This window comes from Amycolatopsis sp. NPDC004368 (assembly GCF_053602515.1).
The window spans coordinates 104,104-122,828 of the sequence record NZ_JBSGDT010000002.1 but is presented as its reverse complement, the minus strand read 5'-3'; the positions used below and the strand labels follow the sequence as shown (position 1 = coordinate 122,828).

At 70.3% G+C, this 18,725-nt stretch carries 22 protein-coding genes; 15 read left to right on the top strand and 7 right to left on the bottom strand.

Translation table 11 applies throughout. From position 1 onward, the window contains the following. Positions 1–60: 60 nt before the first annotated feature. The 6 genes from ACWEOE_RS04095 (at position 61) to ACWEOE_RS04070 (ending at position 4,906) form a co-directional block, all read left to right on the top strand. Positions 61–687 (top strand): TetR/AcrR family transcriptional regulator, encoded by a 627-nt coding sequence (locus tag ACWEOE_RS04095; RefSeq protein WP_452003650.1) that lies wholly within the window; start codon positions 61–63, stop codon positions 685–687. 184 nt (positions 688–871) lie between these two features. Then, positions 872–1,429 (top strand): RNA polymerase sigma factor, encoded by a 558-nt coding sequence (locus tag ACWEOE_RS04090; protein WP_452004546.1) that lies wholly within the window; start codon positions 872–874, stop codon positions 1,427–1,429. After that, the gene (locus ACWEOE_RS04085; RefSeq protein WP_452003648.1) at positions 1,426–2,208 is read left to right on the top strand and encodes a zf-HC2 domain-containing protein; all 783 of its coding nucleotides are present in this window, start codon (positions 1,426–1,428) and stop codon (positions 2,206–2,208) included. The genes ACWEOE_RS04090 and ACWEOE_RS04085 overlap by 4 nt, the downstream gene beginning before the upstream one ends. Positions 2,209–2,229: 21 nt before the next feature. Then, positions 2,230–3,033, top strand: coding sequence for an ABC transporter ATP-binding protein (locus ACWEOE_RS04080; RefSeq protein WP_452003646.1), 804 nt, complete (start codon positions 2,230–2,232; stop codon positions 3,031–3,033). Further along, complete coding sequence (locus ACWEOE_RS04075) at positions 3,030–4,355, top strand: hypothetical protein (RefSeq protein ID WP_452003644.1); 1,326 nt, start codon at positions 3,030–3,032, stop codon at positions 4,353–4,355. The genes ACWEOE_RS04080 and ACWEOE_RS04075 overlap by 4 nt, the downstream gene beginning before the upstream one ends. Then, on the top strand, positions 4,352–4,906 hold the full coding sequence (locus ACWEOE_RS04070; RefSeq protein ID WP_452003642.1) for a hypothetical protein: 555 nt from the start codon (positions 4,352–4,354) through the stop codon (positions 4,904–4,906). The genes ACWEOE_RS04075 and ACWEOE_RS04070 overlap by 4 nt, the downstream gene beginning before the upstream one ends. 87 nt (positions 4,907–4,993) lie before the next feature. Here ACWEOE_RS04070 and ACWEOE_RS04065 read toward each other — a convergent pair whose 3' ends face one another. From ACWEOE_RS04065 to efeU, 5 genes are read right to left on the bottom strand one after another with little or no spacing between them, the layout of a single operon-like run. Next, positions 4,994–5,323 carry a TraR/DksA family transcriptional regulator gene (locus tag ACWEOE_RS04065; RefSeq protein WP_452003639.1) on the bottom strand — a complete coding sequence of 110 codons (330 nt, stop codon included), beginning with the start codon at positions 5,321–5,323 and terminating at the stop codon, positions 4,994–4,996. Between the two features lie 32 nt (positions 5,324–5,355). Next, the gene (locus tag ACWEOE_RS04060; RefSeq protein WP_452003637.1) at positions 5,356–5,772 is read right to left on the bottom strand and encodes a PPOX class F420-dependent oxidoreductase; all 417 of its coding nucleotides are present in this window, start codon (positions 5,770–5,772) and stop codon (positions 5,356–5,358) included. A 34-nt stretch (positions 5,773–5,806) separates the two neighbouring features. Continuing rightward, a complete protein-coding gene (efeB, locus tag ACWEOE_RS04055; RefSeq protein WP_452003635.1) occupies positions 5,807–7,063 on the bottom strand; it encodes an iron uptake transporter deferrochelatase/peroxidase subunit in 1,257 nt (418 codons plus the stop codon). Then, a complete protein-coding gene (gene efeO / locus ACWEOE_RS04050) occupies positions 7,060–8,208 on the bottom strand; it encodes an iron uptake system protein EfeO (protein ID WP_452003633.1) in 1,149 nt (382 codons plus the stop codon). The genes efeB and efeO overlap by 4 nt, the downstream gene beginning before the upstream one ends. Positions 8,209–8,210: 2 nt before the next feature. Next, a complete protein-coding gene (gene efeU / locus ACWEOE_RS04045; RefSeq protein WP_452003630.1) occupies positions 8,211–9,059 on the bottom strand; it encodes an iron uptake transporter permease EfeU in 849 nt (282 codons plus the stop codon). Positions 9,060–9,428: 369 nt separating this feature from the next. Between efeU and ACWEOE_RS04040 the strand changes: the two genes are divergently transcribed. Together ACWEOE_RS04040 and ACWEOE_RS04035 are read left to right on the top strand one after the other, a co-directional pair. After that, entirely contained in the window at positions 9,429–10,406 is a 978-nt protein-coding gene (locus ACWEOE_RS04040; RefSeq protein WP_452003627.1) for an FAD-dependent oxidoreductase, read from the top strand. Between the two features lie 98 nt (positions 10,407–10,504). Continuing rightward, the gene (locus tag ACWEOE_RS04035; protein WP_452004543.1) at positions 10,505–11,164 is read left to right on the top strand and encodes a murein transglycosylase; all 660 of its coding nucleotides are present in this window, start codon (positions 10,505–10,507) and stop codon (positions 11,162–11,164) included. Between the two features lie 9 nt (positions 11,165–11,173). Here ACWEOE_RS04035 and ACWEOE_RS04030 read toward each other — a convergent pair whose 3' ends face one another. Both ACWEOE_RS04030 and ACWEOE_RS04025 read right to left on the bottom strand, forming a co-directional pair. Further along, positions 11,174–11,353, bottom strand: a complete 180-nt coding sequence (locus tag ACWEOE_RS04030; protein ID WP_452003625.1) for a hypothetical protein — start codon at positions 11,351–11,353, stop codon at positions 11,174–11,176. 139 nt (positions 11,354–11,492) lie between these two features. Continuing rightward, positions 11,493–11,891 (bottom strand): tetratricopeptide repeat protein, encoded by a 399-nt coding sequence (locus ACWEOE_RS04025; RefSeq protein WP_452003623.1) that lies wholly within the window; start codon positions 11,889–11,891, stop codon positions 11,493–11,495. Positions 11,892–11,963: 72 nt separating this feature from the next. Between ACWEOE_RS04025 and ACWEOE_RS04020 the strand changes: the two genes are divergently transcribed. The 7 genes from ACWEOE_RS04020 (at position 11,964) to ACWEOE_RS03990 (ending at position 18,646) form a co-directional block, all read left to right on the top strand. After that, on the top strand, positions 11,964–12,434 hold the full coding sequence (locus ACWEOE_RS04020) for a VOC family protein (RefSeq protein ID WP_452003621.1): 471 nt from the start codon (positions 11,964–11,966) through the stop codon (positions 12,432–12,434). 89 nt (positions 12,435–12,523) lie between these two features. Continuing rightward, positions 12,524–13,810: a phosphopyruvate hydratase gene (eno, locus tag ACWEOE_RS04015; protein ID WP_452003619.1), complete on the top strand. Its 1,287-nt coding sequence runs from the start codon at positions 12,524–12,526 to the stop codon at positions 13,808–13,810. Positions 13,811–14,033: 223 nt separating this feature from the next. Then, entirely contained in the window at positions 14,034–14,396 is a 363-nt protein-coding gene (locus ACWEOE_RS04010; protein ID WP_452003616.1) for an FtsB family cell division protein, read from the top strand. A gap of 64 nt (positions 14,397–14,460) precedes the next feature. After that, a complete protein-coding gene (locus ACWEOE_RS04005; RefSeq protein ID WP_452004540.1) occupies positions 14,461–15,171 on the top strand; it encodes a class I SAM-dependent methyltransferase in 711 nt (236 codons plus the stop codon). Between the two features lie 205 nt (positions 15,172–15,376). Next, the gene (locus tag ACWEOE_RS04000) at positions 15,377–15,907 is read left to right on the top strand and encodes a DUF501 domain-containing protein (RefSeq protein WP_452003614.1); all 531 of its coding nucleotides are present in this window, start codon (positions 15,377–15,379) and stop codon (positions 15,905–15,907) included. A gap of 666 nt (positions 15,908–16,573) precedes the next feature. Further along, the gene (locus ACWEOE_RS03995; RefSeq protein WP_452004537.1) at positions 16,574–17,668 is read left to right on the top strand and encodes a lytic transglycosylase domain-containing protein; all 1,095 of its coding nucleotides are present in this window, start codon (positions 16,574–16,576) and stop codon (positions 17,666–17,668) included. A 24-nt stretch (positions 17,669–17,692) separates the two neighbouring features. After that, positions 17,693–18,646: a Ppx/GppA phosphatase family protein gene (locus tag ACWEOE_RS03990; protein WP_452003611.1), complete on the top strand. Its 954-nt coding sequence runs from the start codon at positions 17,693–17,695 to the stop codon at positions 18,644–18,646. Positions 18,647–18,725 lie beyond the last annotated feature (79 nt).

Here is an 18,725-nt window from a genome sequence, read left to right as displayed (position 1 = left end):
CTCTCACTCGGGCTGCCGACGGTAACGGACGGGGGCGTCCGGTTCGGCTAAAGTGAGAGCGTGACTCCGCGTTTGACTCAGACCCTGCGTTCGGACGCACGCGACAACCGCGACCGCATCCTGACCGCCGCCCGCGAGGTCTTCGCCGCTGATGGCCTCGACGTGCCGATGCGCGAGATCGCCCGCCGCGCCGGCGTCGGCCCCGCGACGCTGTACCGGCACTTCCCGACCAAGGAAGATCTGGCGGGCGCGGCCTTCGCCGACCAGCTCGACGTGTGCCGCCGGATCGTCGACGAAGGCCTCACCAGCCCCGACGCGTGGACCGGGTTCTGCCAGGTGATCGAGAGGCTCTTCGACGTCCACGCCCGCGACCGCGGCTTCACCGCGGCCTTCCTGTCGCGCTATCCCCGCGCGTTCGACTTCACCACCACACGAGACGCCGCCCTTGCGTCGTTCGCCACTCTCGCTCAACGGGCCAAAACCGCGGGACACCTGCGGCCGGACTTCGTCGTCGACGACCTGGTGCTGGTCCTCATGGCGAACAACGGCATCCGAGCCACTTCACCGGCCGCCCGCGTCGCGGCTTCGCGCCGCTTCGCCGCGCTGGCGATCCAGGCCTTCCGCGCGGCCCCGGACCACCCGCGGTTGCCGCCGGGGGTGCGGATGCCGTTGCACCCGGTCGGCTAGTTCGCCGCGGCGGCTTCGCGCGCCAGCTCTTCGTTCAGCGGGGCGAGGTCGATGTGCACCCGCACGGAGCCCATCGAGCCGACTTTCGTCCGGTTCAGAATCGACACGCTGGCCACGCCCGTTGGTGTGATCCAGGACACACGCGAGTGAGAACCGTGGGATGATTCGCGGCGTCTTGCCTGATGTGAAGCACCAGAAATCCGTGGCCGAGGCGGACGAGGAACACCTCGTCCGCCGTGCTGCGCGGGGCGATCGGGTGGCGTTCGAGGAGTTCTACCGGCGCACGGCGCCGTGGCTGGCGGTTCGGCTGCGGCGCCGGTGTTCGGACGAGCAGATCGTCGCCGAGGTGATGCAGGAGACGTACCTGGCGGTGTGGCGGGCGGCGGGGTCGTTCGCCGGCGCGGCGACCGGGGGTTCGGCCGTCGGATGGGTCTGGACGATCGCGGCGCGACGGCTGGTCGACGCGTTCCGGCGCCGGGCCCAGCACGCGCAGGTGCCCACTGTGACGCAGGTCGACGTGACCGCGCCGGCCGCGGAGGACGAGGCGCTCAAGGGCACCGTCGGCGACGAGGTGGGCGACGCGCTGCGCACGCTCGCCCCGGAGCTGCGGCAGGTCCTGCAGGCGATGGTGCTCGACGGGCTGTCCGTCCGCGAGACCGCCGTGCTGCTCGGGCTGCCGGAAGGAACTGTGAAGACGCGGGCGCGCCGTGCGCGGATCGCCATGCGGGAGGCACTGACATGAACCACGTCCCGGATCGAATGCTCACCGGCTACCTCGACGGCGAACCCCTGCCGGGCGACGCGGAGTGGGCCGCCGAGGCGCACCTGGAGACGTGTGCGGTGTGCCGGGGCCGGCTGGCCGCACTGTCCACAGCGGACTCGCTGGTCACCGACGTCTGGGCCGGGCTGCAACCGCAGCTCACGAAGGCACCGCGGCCCGCGCCGAGCCGCCTCAAGGTCGGGCTGCGCGGCTGGGCGACGCCCGTGATGCTGCCGTGGCTCGTGATGATGGTGCTGGTGGCCGCCGTGGCCGTGCTGATCGACCGGGCGTTGCCGAACACGCTGTCGTTCGTGCAGCTGTTCGCGCCGGTGCTGCCGGTGCTGGGCGTCGCTGCGGCGTGGTCGCGTGGTCTGGACCAGGCGTACGAGGTGGTCGCCGCCAGTCCGCGGGCGGGTCTCGACCTCGTGCTGAGGCGCACCACGGCCGTGCTGGTGCTCGTGCTGCCGGTGCTTCTGGTGGCGGGCTGGCTCAGCGGCACGAACCTGGGCCTGGCACTCGTGCCGAGCCTCGCGTTCACCACGGGAACCCTGGCGCTGGGAGCGGTCATCGGCGTGGCCCGGGCCGGATTGGTGCTGGTGGCGGCGTGGGTCGCGGTGCTCGTCGTGCCGACGCTGGCCAAGGGGTATTCGTTCGCACTGCAACCGGGATCGCTCCCGGTCTGGGGCGGGATCTTCGCGCTGACGGCCGTGGTGGTGGTGCTCCGTCGGGGCGCCTTCACGCGGCTCGGCGTGCACCACTGAGGGAGGAAGGGGACAATGGACATGCGGGCAGTCGAAGCCGCCGAGGTCGCTCCGTCGACCTATGCCTGGGAAATCCAGGCGGAAGCGCTGAAAGTACGGGTGGGGCGGCGGAAAATGGCCGTCGACGGCCTGGATCTCTCGCTGGGCAAAGGAGTCCACGGCCTGCTCGGGCCCAACGGGGCCGGCAAGACCACGCTGATCAGAGCACTGGCGACGGTGCTCAGGCCGGCGGAAGGCGGGCTGGCGCTGCTCGGTGAGTCGGTCGGGGGACACATCGATCAGCGCCGCCTGCGCCGGCACATCGGGTACCTGCCGCAGACCTTCGGGTACTACAAGCGGTTCACCGTGCGTGAGTTCGTCGAGTACCTGGCGTGGTTGAAGGAGATGTCCAAGCAGGACATTCCCGGCGCCGTGCAGCGCGCGATCGAGCGAGTGGGGCTCGCCGACCGCGCCGACGACAAGCTGAAAACCCTGTCGGGTGGCATGGTCCGGCGCGTCGGCATCGCGCAGGCCATCGTGAACGACCCGCGCATCCTGCTGCTCGACGAACCCACCGCGGGCCTCGACCCGGCCCAGCGCGTGCGCTTTCGCGAGCTCATGACGCAGCTCGGACAGGACGCGTGTGTCGTCGTGTCGACGCACCTGGTGGAAGACGTCGCCACGGCGTGCACCGACGTGGTGCTCTTCGCCGAGGGCAAGCTCGTGTTCCAGGGCACGCCCGAGCAGCTGGCCGCCGCGGGCAGCGCCGACGACATCGGCGACAGCCCCATCGAACGCGGCTACTCGGCCCTGCTCAACCACGAGCGGGGGAGGGGTTCCTGGTGAGCGTGCTGCGGATCGAGTTCCGGCGGACGATCGCGCCGTGGCTCGTGGTCGTGTTGCTGGCCGTGGGGCTGGGCTACTTCTTCCTGTTCAGCGGCCCGTGGTGGAAGGACGCCCAGGCCTGGAACCTGCAGTGGACCCCGTCGGTGCTGTGGTCGCGCTATCAGCTCTCCTTGCTGTGGCCGATCGTCGTGAGCGCCGGGGCGATCCAGGGAATGCGCGACCGGCGGTCGGGAATGGACGAACTGTTGTCCACCACTCCGCTGCCCGTCGCCCGGCGAACGTCGAAGATCGCGCTCGTGATCGGGCTGTCCGCTGTGGTCGGTTACCTCGTGATCGTCGCGGTCGGCCTCGGGCAGGTGATCGCGAACGACGGGATGGTCACCTTCACGTGGGTGCTGCCGTTGCTGGTCGGGATCGCCTCGGTGGTGGCCGGCGCGGCCGTCGGGCTGGCCGCCGGGCGGCTGCTGCCCCACCCGCTGACGGCCCCCGCGGCCGGGATCCTGGCGCTGGTGGTGGGTGTGTTCCTGCAGACCGCCGGGGTGCGGGGGAGTTCGATTCAGCAGACGGTGCCGAACCGGATCGCGCTGCTCTCGCCCGCGGGTGTGCAGCCCTTCAGCGCGTTCGTGGACCCGGTTGTTTCGGTGTCGATCGGTCAGCTGTGCTGGCTGCTCGGCCTGGCGGCGACGGGGTTCCTCGCGCTGGCCGCCCGGCGCTGGTTCGCCCTGCTGCCGGTCGTCGTCGGGCTGGCCGTCGCCATCCCGATCTTCCCGGCGACGGCTGCCGACAACTTCGTCGACAACCCCGGCGCTGCAGCGCCCGTGTGCGACGGCCCGGTGTGCGTCACCACTCTGCACGCCGACTGGCTGTCCACTGTGGCCGGCCCGGGCAAGGCCGCGCTGGCCCTGCTGGCGAAGCTGCCCGGCGCGCCGACGCGCATCGTCGAAACGACGACCTCGGAGACCAGGTCCCACGGTCCCGGCGACCCGTCCGCACTCGTCGTTCGCCGCGACGACCCCTCGCTGCGGAACTTCTCCGGCCACGACCTCGAGTACGAACTCCTCGCGACCGCACCGTTCTGCTCCGGCCCGCCCACCGCCACGAAGGCGCACTACATCATCGCTTCCTGGCTCCTCGGCGACCCGAGCTCGCCACCCCGCGCCGACGTCTACGGTTCCTGGCTCACCACACCGATGCACGACGTCGGGACGCAGTTGCGCGCCCTGCCCGCCAGCGAGCAGCTCGCACGCGTCTCGGCCGCGTACCAGGCTCAGCAGACCTGCTCAGGTGACCCGTACGCACTCCTGACCGGAGGGTCGTCATGAGGTGGCTGACGCTCTACGCTCGCTCCCGCCGCCTGCCCGTGTCCCTTGCGGCCCTGGTGCTGTGCCCGCTCGTGATCCGCGTGCTCGCCGGCGCCGACTGGTCGGTGCTGTTCGCCTCCCTGGCGCTCGGCGCGGCCATCGCCGTCGCAGCCACCGGCCTCTCGGGCCAGGACGTGGACCTCGACCGGACCGCCGCGTTCGGCTGGTTCCCGCGGCGGCTCGTGCACCTGGTGCTGCTGGGCGTGATCGCGGTCGGCGTCGTGCTGCTGGTACGGGCTTGCGCGGTCCCCGCGCCGGTGATCCTGCGTGACGGCCTCGGTGTCGTCGGGCTCGCGGGCCTGGCCGCGTTCGCCTTCGGCGGCCAGTTCGGCTGGACGCTGCCCTTGCTGTGGCTCGTGGTCGCGCTCTTCGTGCCACCAGAGCCGGCGGGGCTCTACCACGTGGTGGCGTGGCCGCTGCAACCCGCGGACGTCGCTGTCACGTGGTGGCTGGCTTCGGCGCTTTTCGCTGTGGGCACAGCGGTCTACGCGGTGGCGGGGGCGCGCCGCTGAAGGACCTGGGGGCCTGCCGGTTGTCGTACCCGCACGAGGGGCGGGTACGGCAACCGGCACTTTGGCGGTGGGTTTGCCGGGCGACGGTCACCTCTTGTCCGCGCAACGGATGCAGACCCGCGTTGTCGGGAGGGCCACCAGGCGGCCTTCGGCAATGGGGCCGCCGCAGCGTTCGCAGACCTCGTAGACGCCGGCGAGCACTCTCTCGGCGGCCTGTCCGAGCGCCGCGAGTTCGTCTTCAGCCTGCCGCAGCAGTGCCTGGACCTGTGCCCGCTCGAAGGCGATGGTGGCGCCTTCCGGGTCGTGTTCGTCGTCGCCACTGGTGAACTTCGACGCCGCCACGATCTCGTCCCGCCGCCGCGCCAGGGAGGCGGCCAACGACGCGGTCTCGGCGCGTGCCTTCTCGACCAGTTCCATCGCCGAACGTTCGTCCACAGTCGACGACCGCCTCAGCGGACCACGTTGCGGTTGTTCGGCTTCATCTCCAACGGCGGCACATCGGCGCCGTCGATGCCCATGCTGATGATGCGTTCCGGGTGCAGTCGGATCACCGCGCCGTCGAGGTGCCCGTGCGGGGCGAACACGTCGGTCAGCACCTCCGCGTGGCCACGGATCTCCAGACACCGCACGCGCATGGGGTTCAGCGACGGCCGGTCGTCGACCACGAAGGCGGCGCGGCCGTTGGCGGCGACGTTGCGGTACTTGCGGCTCTGCGTGAGGTGGTAGCCGGTGATGTCGATGGCCTGGGCCTCGGCGTTGTAGGTGAAGCCGACGGGGCTGACCTGCAGGGTCCCGTTCGGCTGCTGCGTGGCGAGCCGGCCGAGACCCTGCGTGGCGAGGTACTCGAGCTCTGCTGGGGTGAACATGCACTTCATCGTGCAACTTCAACCGCACTCGAAGTCAAGCGAACAGCCCGTCGCCCCAGCTGGAGGTCGGGGTGAGGCCCGGGGGTACCGCGAAGTGCGCCGAACCGGTGTGCTGCACGTACTCCATCATGGCGTCCTTCGACGACAGCGCCTGCTGCATCGGCACGTACTGCTTGCGCGTGTCGCGGTTGAAGGCCAGGAAGAACAGGCCGGCTTCGAGGTGGCCGACGCCGTCGGAACCGTCGACGAAGTTGTAGCCGCGGCGCAGGATCCTGGTGCCGTTCAACGTCTGGTGCGAAGCGAGGCGGATGTGCGCGTCGTCGGCGATCAGGGGCACCCCGCCGGCGCCGCGGACGCCGAGGTCGACGTCGTCGAACTCGGCCGTCTGGCCCAGCGGCGCACCGGAACCCTTGGTGCGGCCGATGATCTGCTCCTGGCCTTCGAGCGGCTCGCGGTCCCAGGTCTCGATGTGCATCTGGATCCGCCGGGCGACGAGGTACGTGCCGCCGGCCATCCAGGCCTGGCCGTCGCCGGCGACGGCCCACACCTCGTCGCGCAGGAAGTCGGTGTCCTCGGACTTGATGTTGTTCGTGCCGTCCTTGAAACCGAACAGGTTGCGCGGCGTGGCCTGCGCGCGCGAGGTCGACGCGCTGCGGCCGAAGCCGAGCTGCGACCAGCGCACGGCCGTGACGCCGAAGCCGAGCCGCGCGAGGTTGCGCACGGCGTGCACGGCGACCTGCGGGTCGTTGGCGCAGGCCTGGATGCACAGGTCGCCGCCGGTGCGGGCGGGGTCGAGCTTGTCCTTCGGGAACAGGGGCAGGTCGATCAGCTGCGCCGGGCGTTTCGCGGCCAGGCCGAAGCGGTCGTCGAACAACGACGGGCCGAACCCGATGGTGAGTGTCAGGTCCGAAGCCGGCAGGTCGAGTGCCTCACCGGTGTCGCCGGGCGGGGCTTCGGCCGCTCCGCCGACGGCGCCGTTGGGTACGACTTCCTGCCCTGCCGTCATCCGCCGCGCGGCCGAGGTCCACGTGCGCAGCAGCTGCCGCAGCTCCCCGACGTCCGTGGTGGTCACGTCGAACGCGGCGAAGTGCAGGTTCTGCTGGGTCGGCGTGACGATGCCGGCCTGGTGCTCACCGTGGAAGTCCACAGTGGTCACCGCGGCCTGCGCGGTGGATCCGCCCGCCCGGTCGATGCCGACCCCGGCCGCCGCTCCCGCGCCGGCCAGGGCGACCCCCGCTCCCGCCAGCCCGAACAGCTTCCGGCGGGAGACGCGGGTGCCCTCGTCACTCACTTCGACACAACCTCCGCGACCTTGCTCAGCGGCTCGCTCAGCGCGTCGACCGCCGCGGCGAACGCCTTGATCTCGTCCTGGGACAGCTGGTTGTAGTACTTGAACCCGTCACCGGAGCGGGTCTTGTCCAGCAGGGACTGCACGTTGGCGAATTGCTTGTCCAGAGTGGACACCAGGGCCGGGTCGCGCTCCTGCAGGATCGGCCGCAGCGAGGCGATTGCGCCCTTCGAACCGTCCACGTTGGCCTGGAAGTCCCACAGATCCGTGTGCGAGAAGGTCTCCTCCTCGCCGGTGATCTTGCCGGTGGCGACCTCGTCGAGCAGGCCCTTGGCGCCGTTGGCGAGGTCGAGCGCGCTCAGCTGCAGCGTCTTGGTCTTGGCGACCAGGTCCTTGACGTCGGTGACCAGCTTGTCGGCGATCTGCGAGCTGTCGGGCTTCAGGCCGGTGACCCACAGGTCCTTCTCGAGGCGGTGGAAACCGGTGAACTGCTGGCCGTTCTCGAGGTCGGCCTCGCGCACGTCGATGGCCGGGTCGAGGTCGCCGAACTTCTCGGCGACGGGCTCGATGCGCTCGTAGTACACGCGCGTGGTGGCGTACTCGGCTTTGGCCTCGTCGACCTTGCCGGCCTTCACCGCGTCCACGAACTTCTGCGTCTCGGTCTCGAGTGCGGCGGTGTTGTTGGCGACGTAGCTGGCGTAACTCTTGGTGGCTTCCGCCTTCTGCGAGTTTGTGTCGGTCTGCTTCTGCGCGCCGCCGGTGACGGTGAAGTCGCCGCGGATGCCGTTGCCGACCATGCCCGGCTTGCACGCCGTCTGGTACTTGCCGGCCTCGGGGACCTCGACGATGAGCCGGCGGTTGAGGCCGGGGGCGATGTTCTCGACCTCGCCCATGATCCGGTCGCCCTCGGCGTAGAGGTAGAACTCGGTGACCTTGCTGCCCTTGTTCGTGATCTCGAACGTCACGTTGCCGGCGCTGGCGGTGTTCGTGGCGACGGCGCAGCTGGTGTCGGCGGCCTCGACCTTGATCGGGCCCCCGGCGGCACCGGAGCCACTCGACGCGGAATCCGTGCTGTCACAGGCGGACAGGGCCACGAGGGCGCCGACTCCGGCCAGCACGGCCAGCGGGGTTCTGGGAGAAAAGGGCACGGTCACTCCTTGACAGCGGCCGCAGCGGCCTGAGCCGTGACGGTTTTCTTCTTGGTGGGCTTGAGGAACAGCGGCAGCACGATCACCACGTAGGCGACCCAGGCGATGGCCTGCAGCACCGTGGTCTGCTGCGAGTAGTTGAAGATCCCCTTGAGCAGCGCGCCGTACCAGGACGTTTCCGGCAGCGTGCTCGACGCGTCGAAGGCGAGGGTGGTCAGGCCAGGGATGAACCCGGCTTCCTGCAGGTCGTGGAGGCCGTAGCCGAGCACACCGGCGGCGACGAACACCAGCAGCACACCGGTGACGTTGAAGAACTTCGCGAGGTTGAAGCGCACGGCGCCGCGGTAGAGCAGGTAGGCGATCACGACCGCGGCGGCGATGCCGACCACGAACCCGATGAGCGGCTGGATCGTGTCCGACTGCGCGGTCTGCACGGCGGAGTAGAAGAACACCGCCGTCTCGAGGCCTTCGCGGCCCACGGCGAGGAACGAGAGCAGCAGCACCGCGGCGGGGCCGACGTTGAGCGCGTCCTCCATCTTGCCGCGCAGCTCGGCCGCCATCTGCTTGGACGCCTTGCGCATCCAGAAGATCATCGCCGTGACGAACGCGACCGCGACGATCGAGAGGCTGCCGCCGAGCAGTTCCTGGTGCTCGAAGCTCAGCTGGGCGGTGCTGTAGGTCAGGATCGCGCCGACGGCCACCGACAGCAGCACCGCGGCGCCGACCCCGGGCCAGACGAACTTCAGCGCGTGCCGCCGGTCGGTCTTCACCAGGAACGCGACCAGGATGCTGACCACGAGGGCGGCCTCGAGCCCTTCACGCAGCCCGATGAGCGCGCTCGAAAACACCACTGCTCAGCCCTCCTCCGCATACCTGACGAGATGTTTTTAGGTAAGCCTTGCCTGTAAGTCCAGAGGAGCGTACGCCTGGGCCCGGTCACTGAACCGGTCAAAGCGGACGTCTTGCGGTGGTTAGGTTAGGGTAACCGCAGGTCAGCGAGGTGTGCGGCGGGTCCATAACGAATTGTGTGACGTGGGCTGCTGGGGCTGGGAGTTAACCGTCTGCTTGCCTTGGCTGTCGATCGGGCAGCCGCCGCGGGCACTACCGGGACGGCCGTACTGCACGGCTCCAACGGTCGCGTCGATCCGGTGCGATCCCCCCTGCGTCTCAGTGGTTTTCCCCGCGCGGATGCGCCGGTGGTGATGCAGGGAGTACTCGTTGTGAGCGGTTCCGAGGTTCAGGTGTTCGCCGAGCTCAGCACACCCGAACCGCCCAAGGTCACGCCGGTGCTCGTGAAGCGCGCTGTGGTGCTCGGGGCGAGCATCGCCGGCCTGATGGCGGCCAGGGTCCTGAGCGACCACGCCGAAGAGGTGCTCGTGATCGAGCGCGGCGCCGATGACCAAGGCGGGGCGCCGCGTCCGGGGGTGCCGCAGGGCACGCAGGTCCACGCGCTGCTCGCGGCGGGTTCGGTGCAGCTGGAGCGGTGGTTTCCCGGGTTCGCGAAGGAAGCGGTCGCCGAGGGTGCTCGGCTGTTGCCGGAAGACGGCTCGGGTTTTGTGCTCTTCATCAACGGCGAGAAGACGATGCCGCTCGCCGCGGCAGACCCGGGCGACGCGCCGGTGCTGGTCAGCTCGCGGCCGTTCCTCGAGAACCTGGTGCGGCGGTGTACCCGGTATTTCCCTTCGCTGTACGGCGAGATCGCCACGCGCGCCAGGATGATCGGCGACATCGCCACCTACCACCAGGCAGACAGCCGCCGCCGGGACTTCGACGAGCTCGACCGCGTGCCGGCGGGCCTCTTCGCGGCCGGTGACGCCGTGGCGTCGTTCAACCCGATCTACGGGCAGGGCATGACGGCCGCGATGCTGCACGCTTCGCGCCTGTCGCGGTACCTGCGTTCACAGCCCGACCCGGCCCAGCCGGCGAAGGCGTACTTCGACCTGGTGCGAATGGTCGTCGACTCGGCCTGGCAGACCTCGACCCTGGCCGACCTGGAGCTCCCGCACGTCGACGGGCCTTATCCGAAGGGGTACCGCCTGACGAAGTGGTTCAGTGGCGTGATGCTCAAGGCTTCGCGGGTCGACCCGGTGATCAACGGGAAGCTCGTGCGCGTGACCACGATGCTGGCCCACCCGGACACCCTGTCGGGGCTCGGCACCGTCCTGCGCGCCCTGTGGGTCAGCCGACGGAAGGCGTGATCACCCGATCTGGCGTCACGCGGTGGTGGGAGAAGTAACCTGTCCGGGTGGCTCCTCCTCGCCGGTACGTCAGCCGGATCGCGTTGTCACTCGGGCTGGTGCTCACGGGGGTCGTGCTGGTGGTGACGATCGGCGTGCGTAACCCGGCGCCGGCGGTGGCTCCACCTGCTGCTGTTGCGCCTGTTTCGTCGTTTTCGGTGCAACCGCAGCAGCCGGTTTCGGGGGCCGCCGCGCCGCGCGCCGGGCTCGCCGCGCCCCCGGACCGCCCCACCGAGTCCGACCAGGCGGAGCTCGACGCGTGGGCCGCGCGCGTCTCGGGGAAGACCCAGCTGCCCGCCCGCGTCCTCGCCGCGTACGGCCGCGCGGAGATGTGGATGCGGCGCCAGAAGCCGGCGTGCCATCTGTCGTGGGCCACCCTGGCGGCCATCGGCCACCTCGCCACGCCGTCACTCACGGTGTCCGCCACCGGTGACGCCCCTGCTGTTCCCGACGGCTCCGGCCTGGGCCCCCTGCACTTCACCCAAGCCAACTGGACGAAATACGCGGAACGCGCCAACGGCGACGGCAAACCCGCCAACCCCCAAAACCTCGACGACGCCGCCTTCACGGCCGCCCGCTACCTCTGCTCCGGCGGCGACGACCTGGCAACTCCGTCGGGCTGGTGGCGGGGGATGCTGTTCTACAACGCCTCGGTGGACTACGTACAGCAGGCCTTCTCGGCGGCGGACTCCTATGCGGCGGCGAGTGTGGCCGTCTGACGGAGCACCTCAAGCGTGCGCGGTGATCCGCGTGCCCTTCACCGGCTTCGCAGCGTGCCGAGGCGCGGCACTGCGCTCCCGACGCCCCACCGGAAACCGGCTGTCCAGTTCGACGATGATCGGCGAGAGGGCGGCCAGCAGCAGGACGGCGAGGCCGGCGTAGACGGCGATGAAGGCGAAGACGTTCATCTCGAGCTCCTTGGGTCGTTCTCGGTGATGACTCAAGGTTCGCTCGGAACAGGGGTCCGTCGGATCAGCCGACCGGCCGGGTGCCGGGGCCGATGGGTCAGGCCGAGAGAGCCGTCACCGGCCAAAAGGCCGAGCGGCGTCACCGGTCCTGCAGCGTGATCCTCGCCCTGACCTCCGCGATCGCCTCCAGGTACTCCGGCACCGGGTTCATCGCGGAAGCCATGCGCAGTTGCGCCAGCGCCTCGGCCAACCGGCCGAGGCGCTGGAGGGTCCGTCCGAGGACGAAGCGCGCGTAGTGGTCCGTCGGATCCAGCTCGAGGACTCGGGTGAAGGCGCGCTCGGCCCGGCGCAGTTGCGCCGAATGGAAGTACGCGCGCCCGAGCAGCAGTTGCACGCTCGGCCGGTCGTCGTCGAGGAGGGGTTGAAGGGCTTTGAGCGCGTCGAGCGGGCGGTGGCGTTCGACCAGATCCTCGGCCTGGCGGAAGGCCCGGAAACGGTCTTCGCCGGTGGGCTCTGGTGCTGCTGCGGCGTCCGTCATGGTCACTCCCACGATACCGCTACCGAGGGGCTGACACGAGACGACGAACAGGTCGTGGTGGACTGTCTCGCCATGAGCAGCGGACAGGAACCCGGCTACCTGGGTCTGGCGCCCTACCTCTACTACACCGACGCGACGGCGGCGCTGGAGTGGCTGACCAGGGTCTTCGGCTTCAGAGAAGAAGTGCGCTTCGAAGACGCGTCGGGCGAGGTCTTCCAGGCGACGCTGTGCGCGGGCACCGGAACGGTGCAGCTCGCGGGCGTGGGTCCCGAATACTGGGCGGCCAAGGGTGTCGAGGGACCGGTCGGGCAGCTCAACATCATCTACGTGACCGACGTCGACGCGCAGTACGACCGCGTGCGCTCGGCGCTGGGCGAGGACGCCGAGCCGGAGCCGCCGCAGGATCAGCCGTACGGCGCGCGGGTGTTCACGGTGGCGGACCCCGGGGGCAACAGCTGGACGTTCTGGGAGCAGACCTCGGAGACCGTCGAGCTGCCGTCCGGGTGGCGTGAAGTGCGCCCGGAGGACCCGGACGGGCACTGAGCGGAACGGCCGTGCCTCCAACGGGTGAAAGCCGCGGACGGCTACTCTGGGCGGCGTCACCGCAGGCACGACCCACTGAGGAGCATGGCGTGGCTCTCATCGAGCAGGTAGGCGCGCGCGAAATTCTGGACTCGCGCGGCAACCCGACCGTCGAGGTGGAGGTGGCTCTCGACGACGGCACGCTGGCGCGGGCCGCGGTCCCGTCGGGTGCGTCCACCGGCGAGCACGAAGCCGTCGAGCTGCGTGACGGGGACACAGGCCGGTACAACGGCAAGGGCGTGGAGCGCGCCGTCGCCGCGGTGCTCGACGAGATCGGCCCGGACCTGATCGGTGTCGAGGCCGTGGACCAGCGGATCGTCGACCAGAAGCTCGTGGACCTCGACGGCACGCCGGCGAAGTCGCGCCTGGGCGCCAACGCGATCCTCGGTGTCTCCCTCGCCGTCGCGAAGGCCGCCGCCGAGTCGGCCGAGCTGGAGCTCTTCCGCTACCTGGGCGGGCCGAACGCGCACGTGCTGCCCGTGCCGATGCTCAACATCCTCAACGGTGGCGCCCACGCCGACACCGATGTGGACATCCAGGAGTTCATGATCGCGCCGATCGGCGCCGAGTCGTTCCGCGAGGCGCTGCGCTGGGGCACCGAGGTCTACCACGCGCTCAAGGGCGTGCTGAAGGGCCGCGGCCTGTCCACCGGCCTGGGCGACGAGGGCGGTTTCGCGCCGAGCCTGTCGAACAACCGCGAGGCGCTCGACCTGATCCTTCAGGCCATGGAGAAGGCCGGCTACGCGCCGGGCCGCGATGTCGCGCTCGCGCTCGACGTCGCCGCCACCGAGTTCTTCGCCGACGGCGCCTACACGTTCGAGGGCAGCAAGCGCAGCGCCGAGCAGATGTCGGCCTACTACGCCGAACTGCTGCGCGACTACCCGCTCGTGTCGATCGAGGACCCGCTGAGCGAGGACGACTGGGACGGTTGGGTCCAGCTGACCGCCGAGGTCGGCGACAAGGTCCAGCTCGTGGGCGACGACCTGTTCGTCACCAACCCGGACCGCCTCGAGGAGGGCATCACCCGCCGCGCCGCCAACGCGCTGCTGGTGAAGGTCAACCAGATCGGCACCCTGTCGGAGACGCTGGACGCGGTGTCGCTGGCCACGTCGTACGGCTACAAGTCGATGATGAGCCACCGTTCGGGCGAAACCGAGGACACGTTCATCGCGGACCTCGCCGTCGCCACCGGCGTCGGCCAGATCAAGACGGGCGCCCCGGCGCGCGGCGAGCGGATCGCGAAGTACAACCAGCTCCTGCGCATCGAGGAGACGCTGGCGGACGCCGCGCGCTACGCCGGCGACCTCGCGTTCCCGCGGTTCACCGCGGAGGCCTGAGGGTTCCATGGCCGACCGGGGGAGGGCGCGCAGCCGCCGCGGCGCTACCGGCGCGGGGTCCACGCGGACCCGGCGCGCCGAGGGAGGCGGGTCCACCCGGGCCCGCCGCCCCGCGTCGGCGCGGCGGCGCACGTCGGAGGTGACCTCCGCGGAGACGACTCGGGCCCGGCTGCGCCGTGGCCTGGCGGCGAAGCGGGCGTCGGGCGCGGCGAAGGTGCTCGGCATGTCGACCACCAGGCGCGCGGCCGTGGTGGCGATCGTGGTGTGCGCGCTGGCGTTCACGGTGGCGGTGCCGCTGCGGACGTACCTCAGCCAGCGGTCGGAAGTGCGTGAGCAGCAAGCGCAGCAGGCCCAGCTGCAAGAGCAAGTCGACGCCCTGCGCGACCGCAAGGCCCAGCTGAGTGACCCGGCGCAGATCGAGGCGGAAGCCCGCCGGCGCCTGCGGTACGTGAAGCCGGGCGAGACGCCGTACATCGTGCAGCTGCCGGAGGACCAGCCCTCCGCACCACCTCCCGCGGCGAACCCAGCGGCGGTTCCGCAGGGATCTTGGTACGAGAAACTGTGGGATTCGGTTTCAGGCGGTTGATTTTCCTTCGGCGGGGCGCTCGTTCTTGTGGGCGCTCCGCCGTTTTTTGGGCATGGTGGGGTGCATGACTTCGGACTACGACACCATCGCCCCGGGGTGCACGGCCGAGAACGAGGCCAGCCTCATGAACGCCTATTACGAGCGCCCCGCGATGCTGGAGCTGGCAGGTGACGTCGCCGGCCGGTCGATCCTCGACGCCGGTTGTGGTTCGGGGCCGTTGTCGGCCGCGTTGCGCGACCGCGGCGCCACCGTGACCGGCATCGACGCGAGCGCCGGGATGCTGGAACAGGCCCGGCTTCGGCTGGGTTCCTCGGTGGACCTGCGCGTTGTCGATCTGGCCGACCCGCTGCCGTTCGCGGACGGTTCATTCGACGACGTCGTGGCTTCTTTGGTGCTGCACTACCTGGAGGACTGGGGGCCGACGTTGGCGGAGTTCCGCCGGGTTCTGCGCCCGGGCGGGCGGCTGCTCGTGTCCGTGGACCATCCGTTCGCGATCACCCTCATGCAACGCGAAGCGGGGGAAAATCCGCACTACTTCTCGATTTCATCGCGCACGGAGACCTGGAACCTGGGCGGCGGGACCGCGGAGCTGCGCTTCTGGGAACGTCCGCTGCACGCGATGACGGACGCGTTCACGGAGGCGGGCTTTCGGATCCGGGTGATCAGTGAGCCACCGGTGGCACCGGAGGCCTGGGAACTGTTTCCGGAGGAGCTTCAGGGGATGAGGGGAACCCGGTTTCTGGGGTTTCTGTTTTTTGTGTTGTCGGTGGATTGACGGCTGAGGCTGTGGGGCTTGGGCGGACGAACAGCCCCGTCCCTTGGGGGCGTCCCCATCCCATGGTCTCGGCCGGGGGCGACACAAAGAGGCGGCGAGGCCGTCGGGAGGCGAGTTGTCCACAGGGGAGGCGAGTTGTGGATAACTCGGGGGTTCCGGCGGAGGTGGCCGAGGGGCCGGGCGTCGGCGGCATTAGCCTGGGGGCGTGAACACCACCGACAGCAGCACGGAAACCCCCCGCTTCGAGCCGGTCACCGAGGCCGACCGGGAGATCATCGCGGAGCAGCTCGGGCGGCCGCCGCGGGCGTTGCGGGCCGTGGCGGCGCGGTGTCCGAGCGGGCATCCGTCGGTGGTGCAGACGAGCCCGCGGCTGGAGAACGGCACGCCGTTCCCCACGCTGTACTACTTGACGTGCCCGCGGCTCACGTCGCTGGTCGGCACGCTGGAGGCGTCCGGCGTGATGAAGGAGATGACCGCGCGGCTCGAAACCGACCCCGAGCTCGCGGCGGCGTACCAGCGCACGCACGACACCTACCTGGCCGAACGCGACGCCATCGAGTCCCTCGGCACCCAGGTCACCGCCGGCGGCATGCCGGGGCGGGTGAAGTGCCTGCACGTCCACCTCGCCCACACGCTGGCCGCCGGGCCGGGCGTCAACCCCTTCGGAGACGAGACGCTCGCCTGGCTCCAGACCCAGGGCTGGCCCTCGGGCGAGTGCGCCGCGGCTGAGGGGTAACGCTGCGCTCTCGTGTGCAGATAGTCCGGACGGGCGGGCAGTTACTGCATCTGTGGGTTCCCGAAAGGGTGACCCGCCGCCAAGCTGAGTACGGAATCTTCACACGACGTAGGCAACGATCGGGCTCACCACCGGGTGACCCCGAGGAGGGTTCGGACGATGCGGGCGCCACGCGGACTCGGGCACATCGCCCGGAAGCTCCGCAATGGACCCCACGCCGATGGCCCTGGGGACGGACCTTCGAGCGAAGCCGACGGTCGCCCAGACGGCGCGGACGCCTCGAGCGCGGACGTTGAGGTGGAGATCACTGCTGAAGGTGCTGGCGCCGAAGAAGCAGGTGTGGCCGCGGCTGGGACTGGGGCTGGTGCCGAGCCGGACGACGGTGAGCTGAGCGACGCTGCCGCGATCGAGGCCGAGCGCCCCGACGTCGACGCCGCCGAGGCGGCCGTGTTGAGTCAGCCCGAAGCCGAAGCCGAAGCCGAAGCCGAAGCCGAAGCCGAAGCCGAAGCCGAAGCCGAAGCCGAAGCCGAAGCCGAAGCTCCCCGGCTCACCCAGCCACCGCCCACCCGGAGATTCCGCACCCCGCGCACCCCCCGCGCCCTCCACCTCGCCACCCGCAAAGCCCGCTACCGCACCCACACCCTCACTGCCCGCCACCGCACCGTCGTGTCGATCACCGTCGGGGTTCTGGCCGTCGTGCCGGCCGTCGTGGGGGTTGCGGCGATCGGGGAGTGGACGGCGGGGCTGCCGACGACCCACACGAAGGACGTCGCGCTCGAGCAGGGGTACGACCCGCAGAACCCGCAGATCGAGCAGGTCGCCGTGGACGGCAGCTTGCCCGAGGCGCCCGTTCCCCTGCCGTTGCCGGCGTTCGAGCTTCCGAGCGGTCCGTTGGGCATTCCGACGACGGCGCTGGCGGCGTACAAGAACGCGGCGGACGTCCTCGGGCGCGAGCAGCCCAACTGCAACATCGACTGGGCGCTGGTAGCGAGCATCGGGCGGATCGAGTCGAACCACGCGCGCGGTGGATACGTCGACGCGGCGGGCACGGCGCTGGAGCCGATCCTCGGGCCGCAGCTGAACGGGACCGGGCCGTTCGCGGCGATCCCTGACACCGACGGCGGCCTGCTGGACCAGGACACGGTCTGGGACCGCGCCGTGGGGCCGGCCCAGTTCATCCCGGCGACCTGGCGCGAGTACGCCTCCGACGGCAACGGCGACGGCAAAGCCGACCCGGAGAACCTGTTCGACGCCTCGCTCGCCACGGCGCGCTACCTGTGCTCCGGCGGCCTGGACGTCGCGAACCCCGACCAGCTGCGCACGGCGATCTACCGCTACAACAACTCCGACGTGTACGTGAACACCGTCATCCTCTGGGCCGAGGCCTACCGCAACGGAGTCGCGCCGCTGCCGGACAGCCAGATTCCGGTGGGCGCGCCCAACGCGAACCCGAACCCGCAGCCGCCGGCCGTGCCACCGCCGCCGGTGTCGGGTACGACCACGACTCCGAGCGGGCCGCCGCAGTCGTCGTTGCCGCCGGTGAGCAGTACGGGCAACACCGGCACGACGGAGACGACGACCAGCACCACGCCGACCTGCGTCTCGACCGGCAGCAGTACGCCCGAGACCACGCCGGAAAGCCCAAGCACGAGTCCAACCACCACCACGAGCCTCCCGCCGTGTGGCGGGCAGAGCTCGACGCCGCCCGACAGCCCGGACACGTCGACGCCGACCACCACCGGCAACTCCCCGAGCTCCTGACCTCGACCCAGTAAGGTCGACGCCATGCCTCGTGTAGCCGCGATCGACTGTGGGACCAACTCCATCCGCCTGCTCGTCGCCGAGCTGACCCCGCGCCACGACGGCACGGTGGACCTGCGCGACCTGCACCGCGAGATGCGCATCGTGCGGCTCGGCCAAGGCGTCGACGCCACCGGCCGCCTCGCGCCGGAAGCGCTGGAGCGCACGCGCGCAGCGTTGGCCGACTACACGATCGCCGCGCGGCGCAAGGGCGTCGAGAAGGTCCGTATGGTCGCCACGTCCGCCACGCGGGACGCCAGCAACCGCGACGAGTTCTTCGCGATGACCCGCGAGACGCTCGGCGTCGAGGCCGAAGTGATCAGCGGCGACGAGGAAGCCCGTCTCTCCTTCGCCGGCGCCGTGGGCGAGCAGGATCCCGATGACGGGCCGTTCCTGGTCGTCGACGTCGGCGGCGGCTCGACCGAGCTGGTCCTGGGCACGTGGGACGGGCAGCGCGCCGAGGTGCTCGCGGCCAAGTCCGTGGACATCGGCTGCGTGCGCATCACCGAGCGCGATCTCACGCAGGATCCGCCCACCGGGGAAGAGATCGGCCGGGCGAAAACCACCGCCGAGACGATCCTGCAAGAGGCGTTCGACGTCGTCGACGTGGCCAAGGCGAAGACCTGGATCGGGGTCGCCGGCACGGTGACCACGTTGTCAGCGGTCGCCCAGGAGCTGCCCGAGTACGACTCCGAGCGCACCCACCTCTCGAAGCTCTCCCACGCCGAGATCGACCGCCTCGCGACGAGCCTGCTGGCGGCCGACCGCGCCACCCGCGCGGCCAACCCCGTGATCCATCCGGGCAGGGTGGACGTGATCGGCGGTGGTGCGGTGATCGTGCAGGTGCTCGCCGAGCAGCTCGCGAAACTCGGTGGTCCGGACCAGCTGGTCGTGAGTGAGCACGACATCCTCGACGGCATTGCGCTTTCCCTCGCCTGAGCGGAGCAGCGCAGGCACCGAGAGTGATCAACAAGACCTTGGTCGTGCTCTGCCCGGGTGAGCGACAAGGTTGTCACTC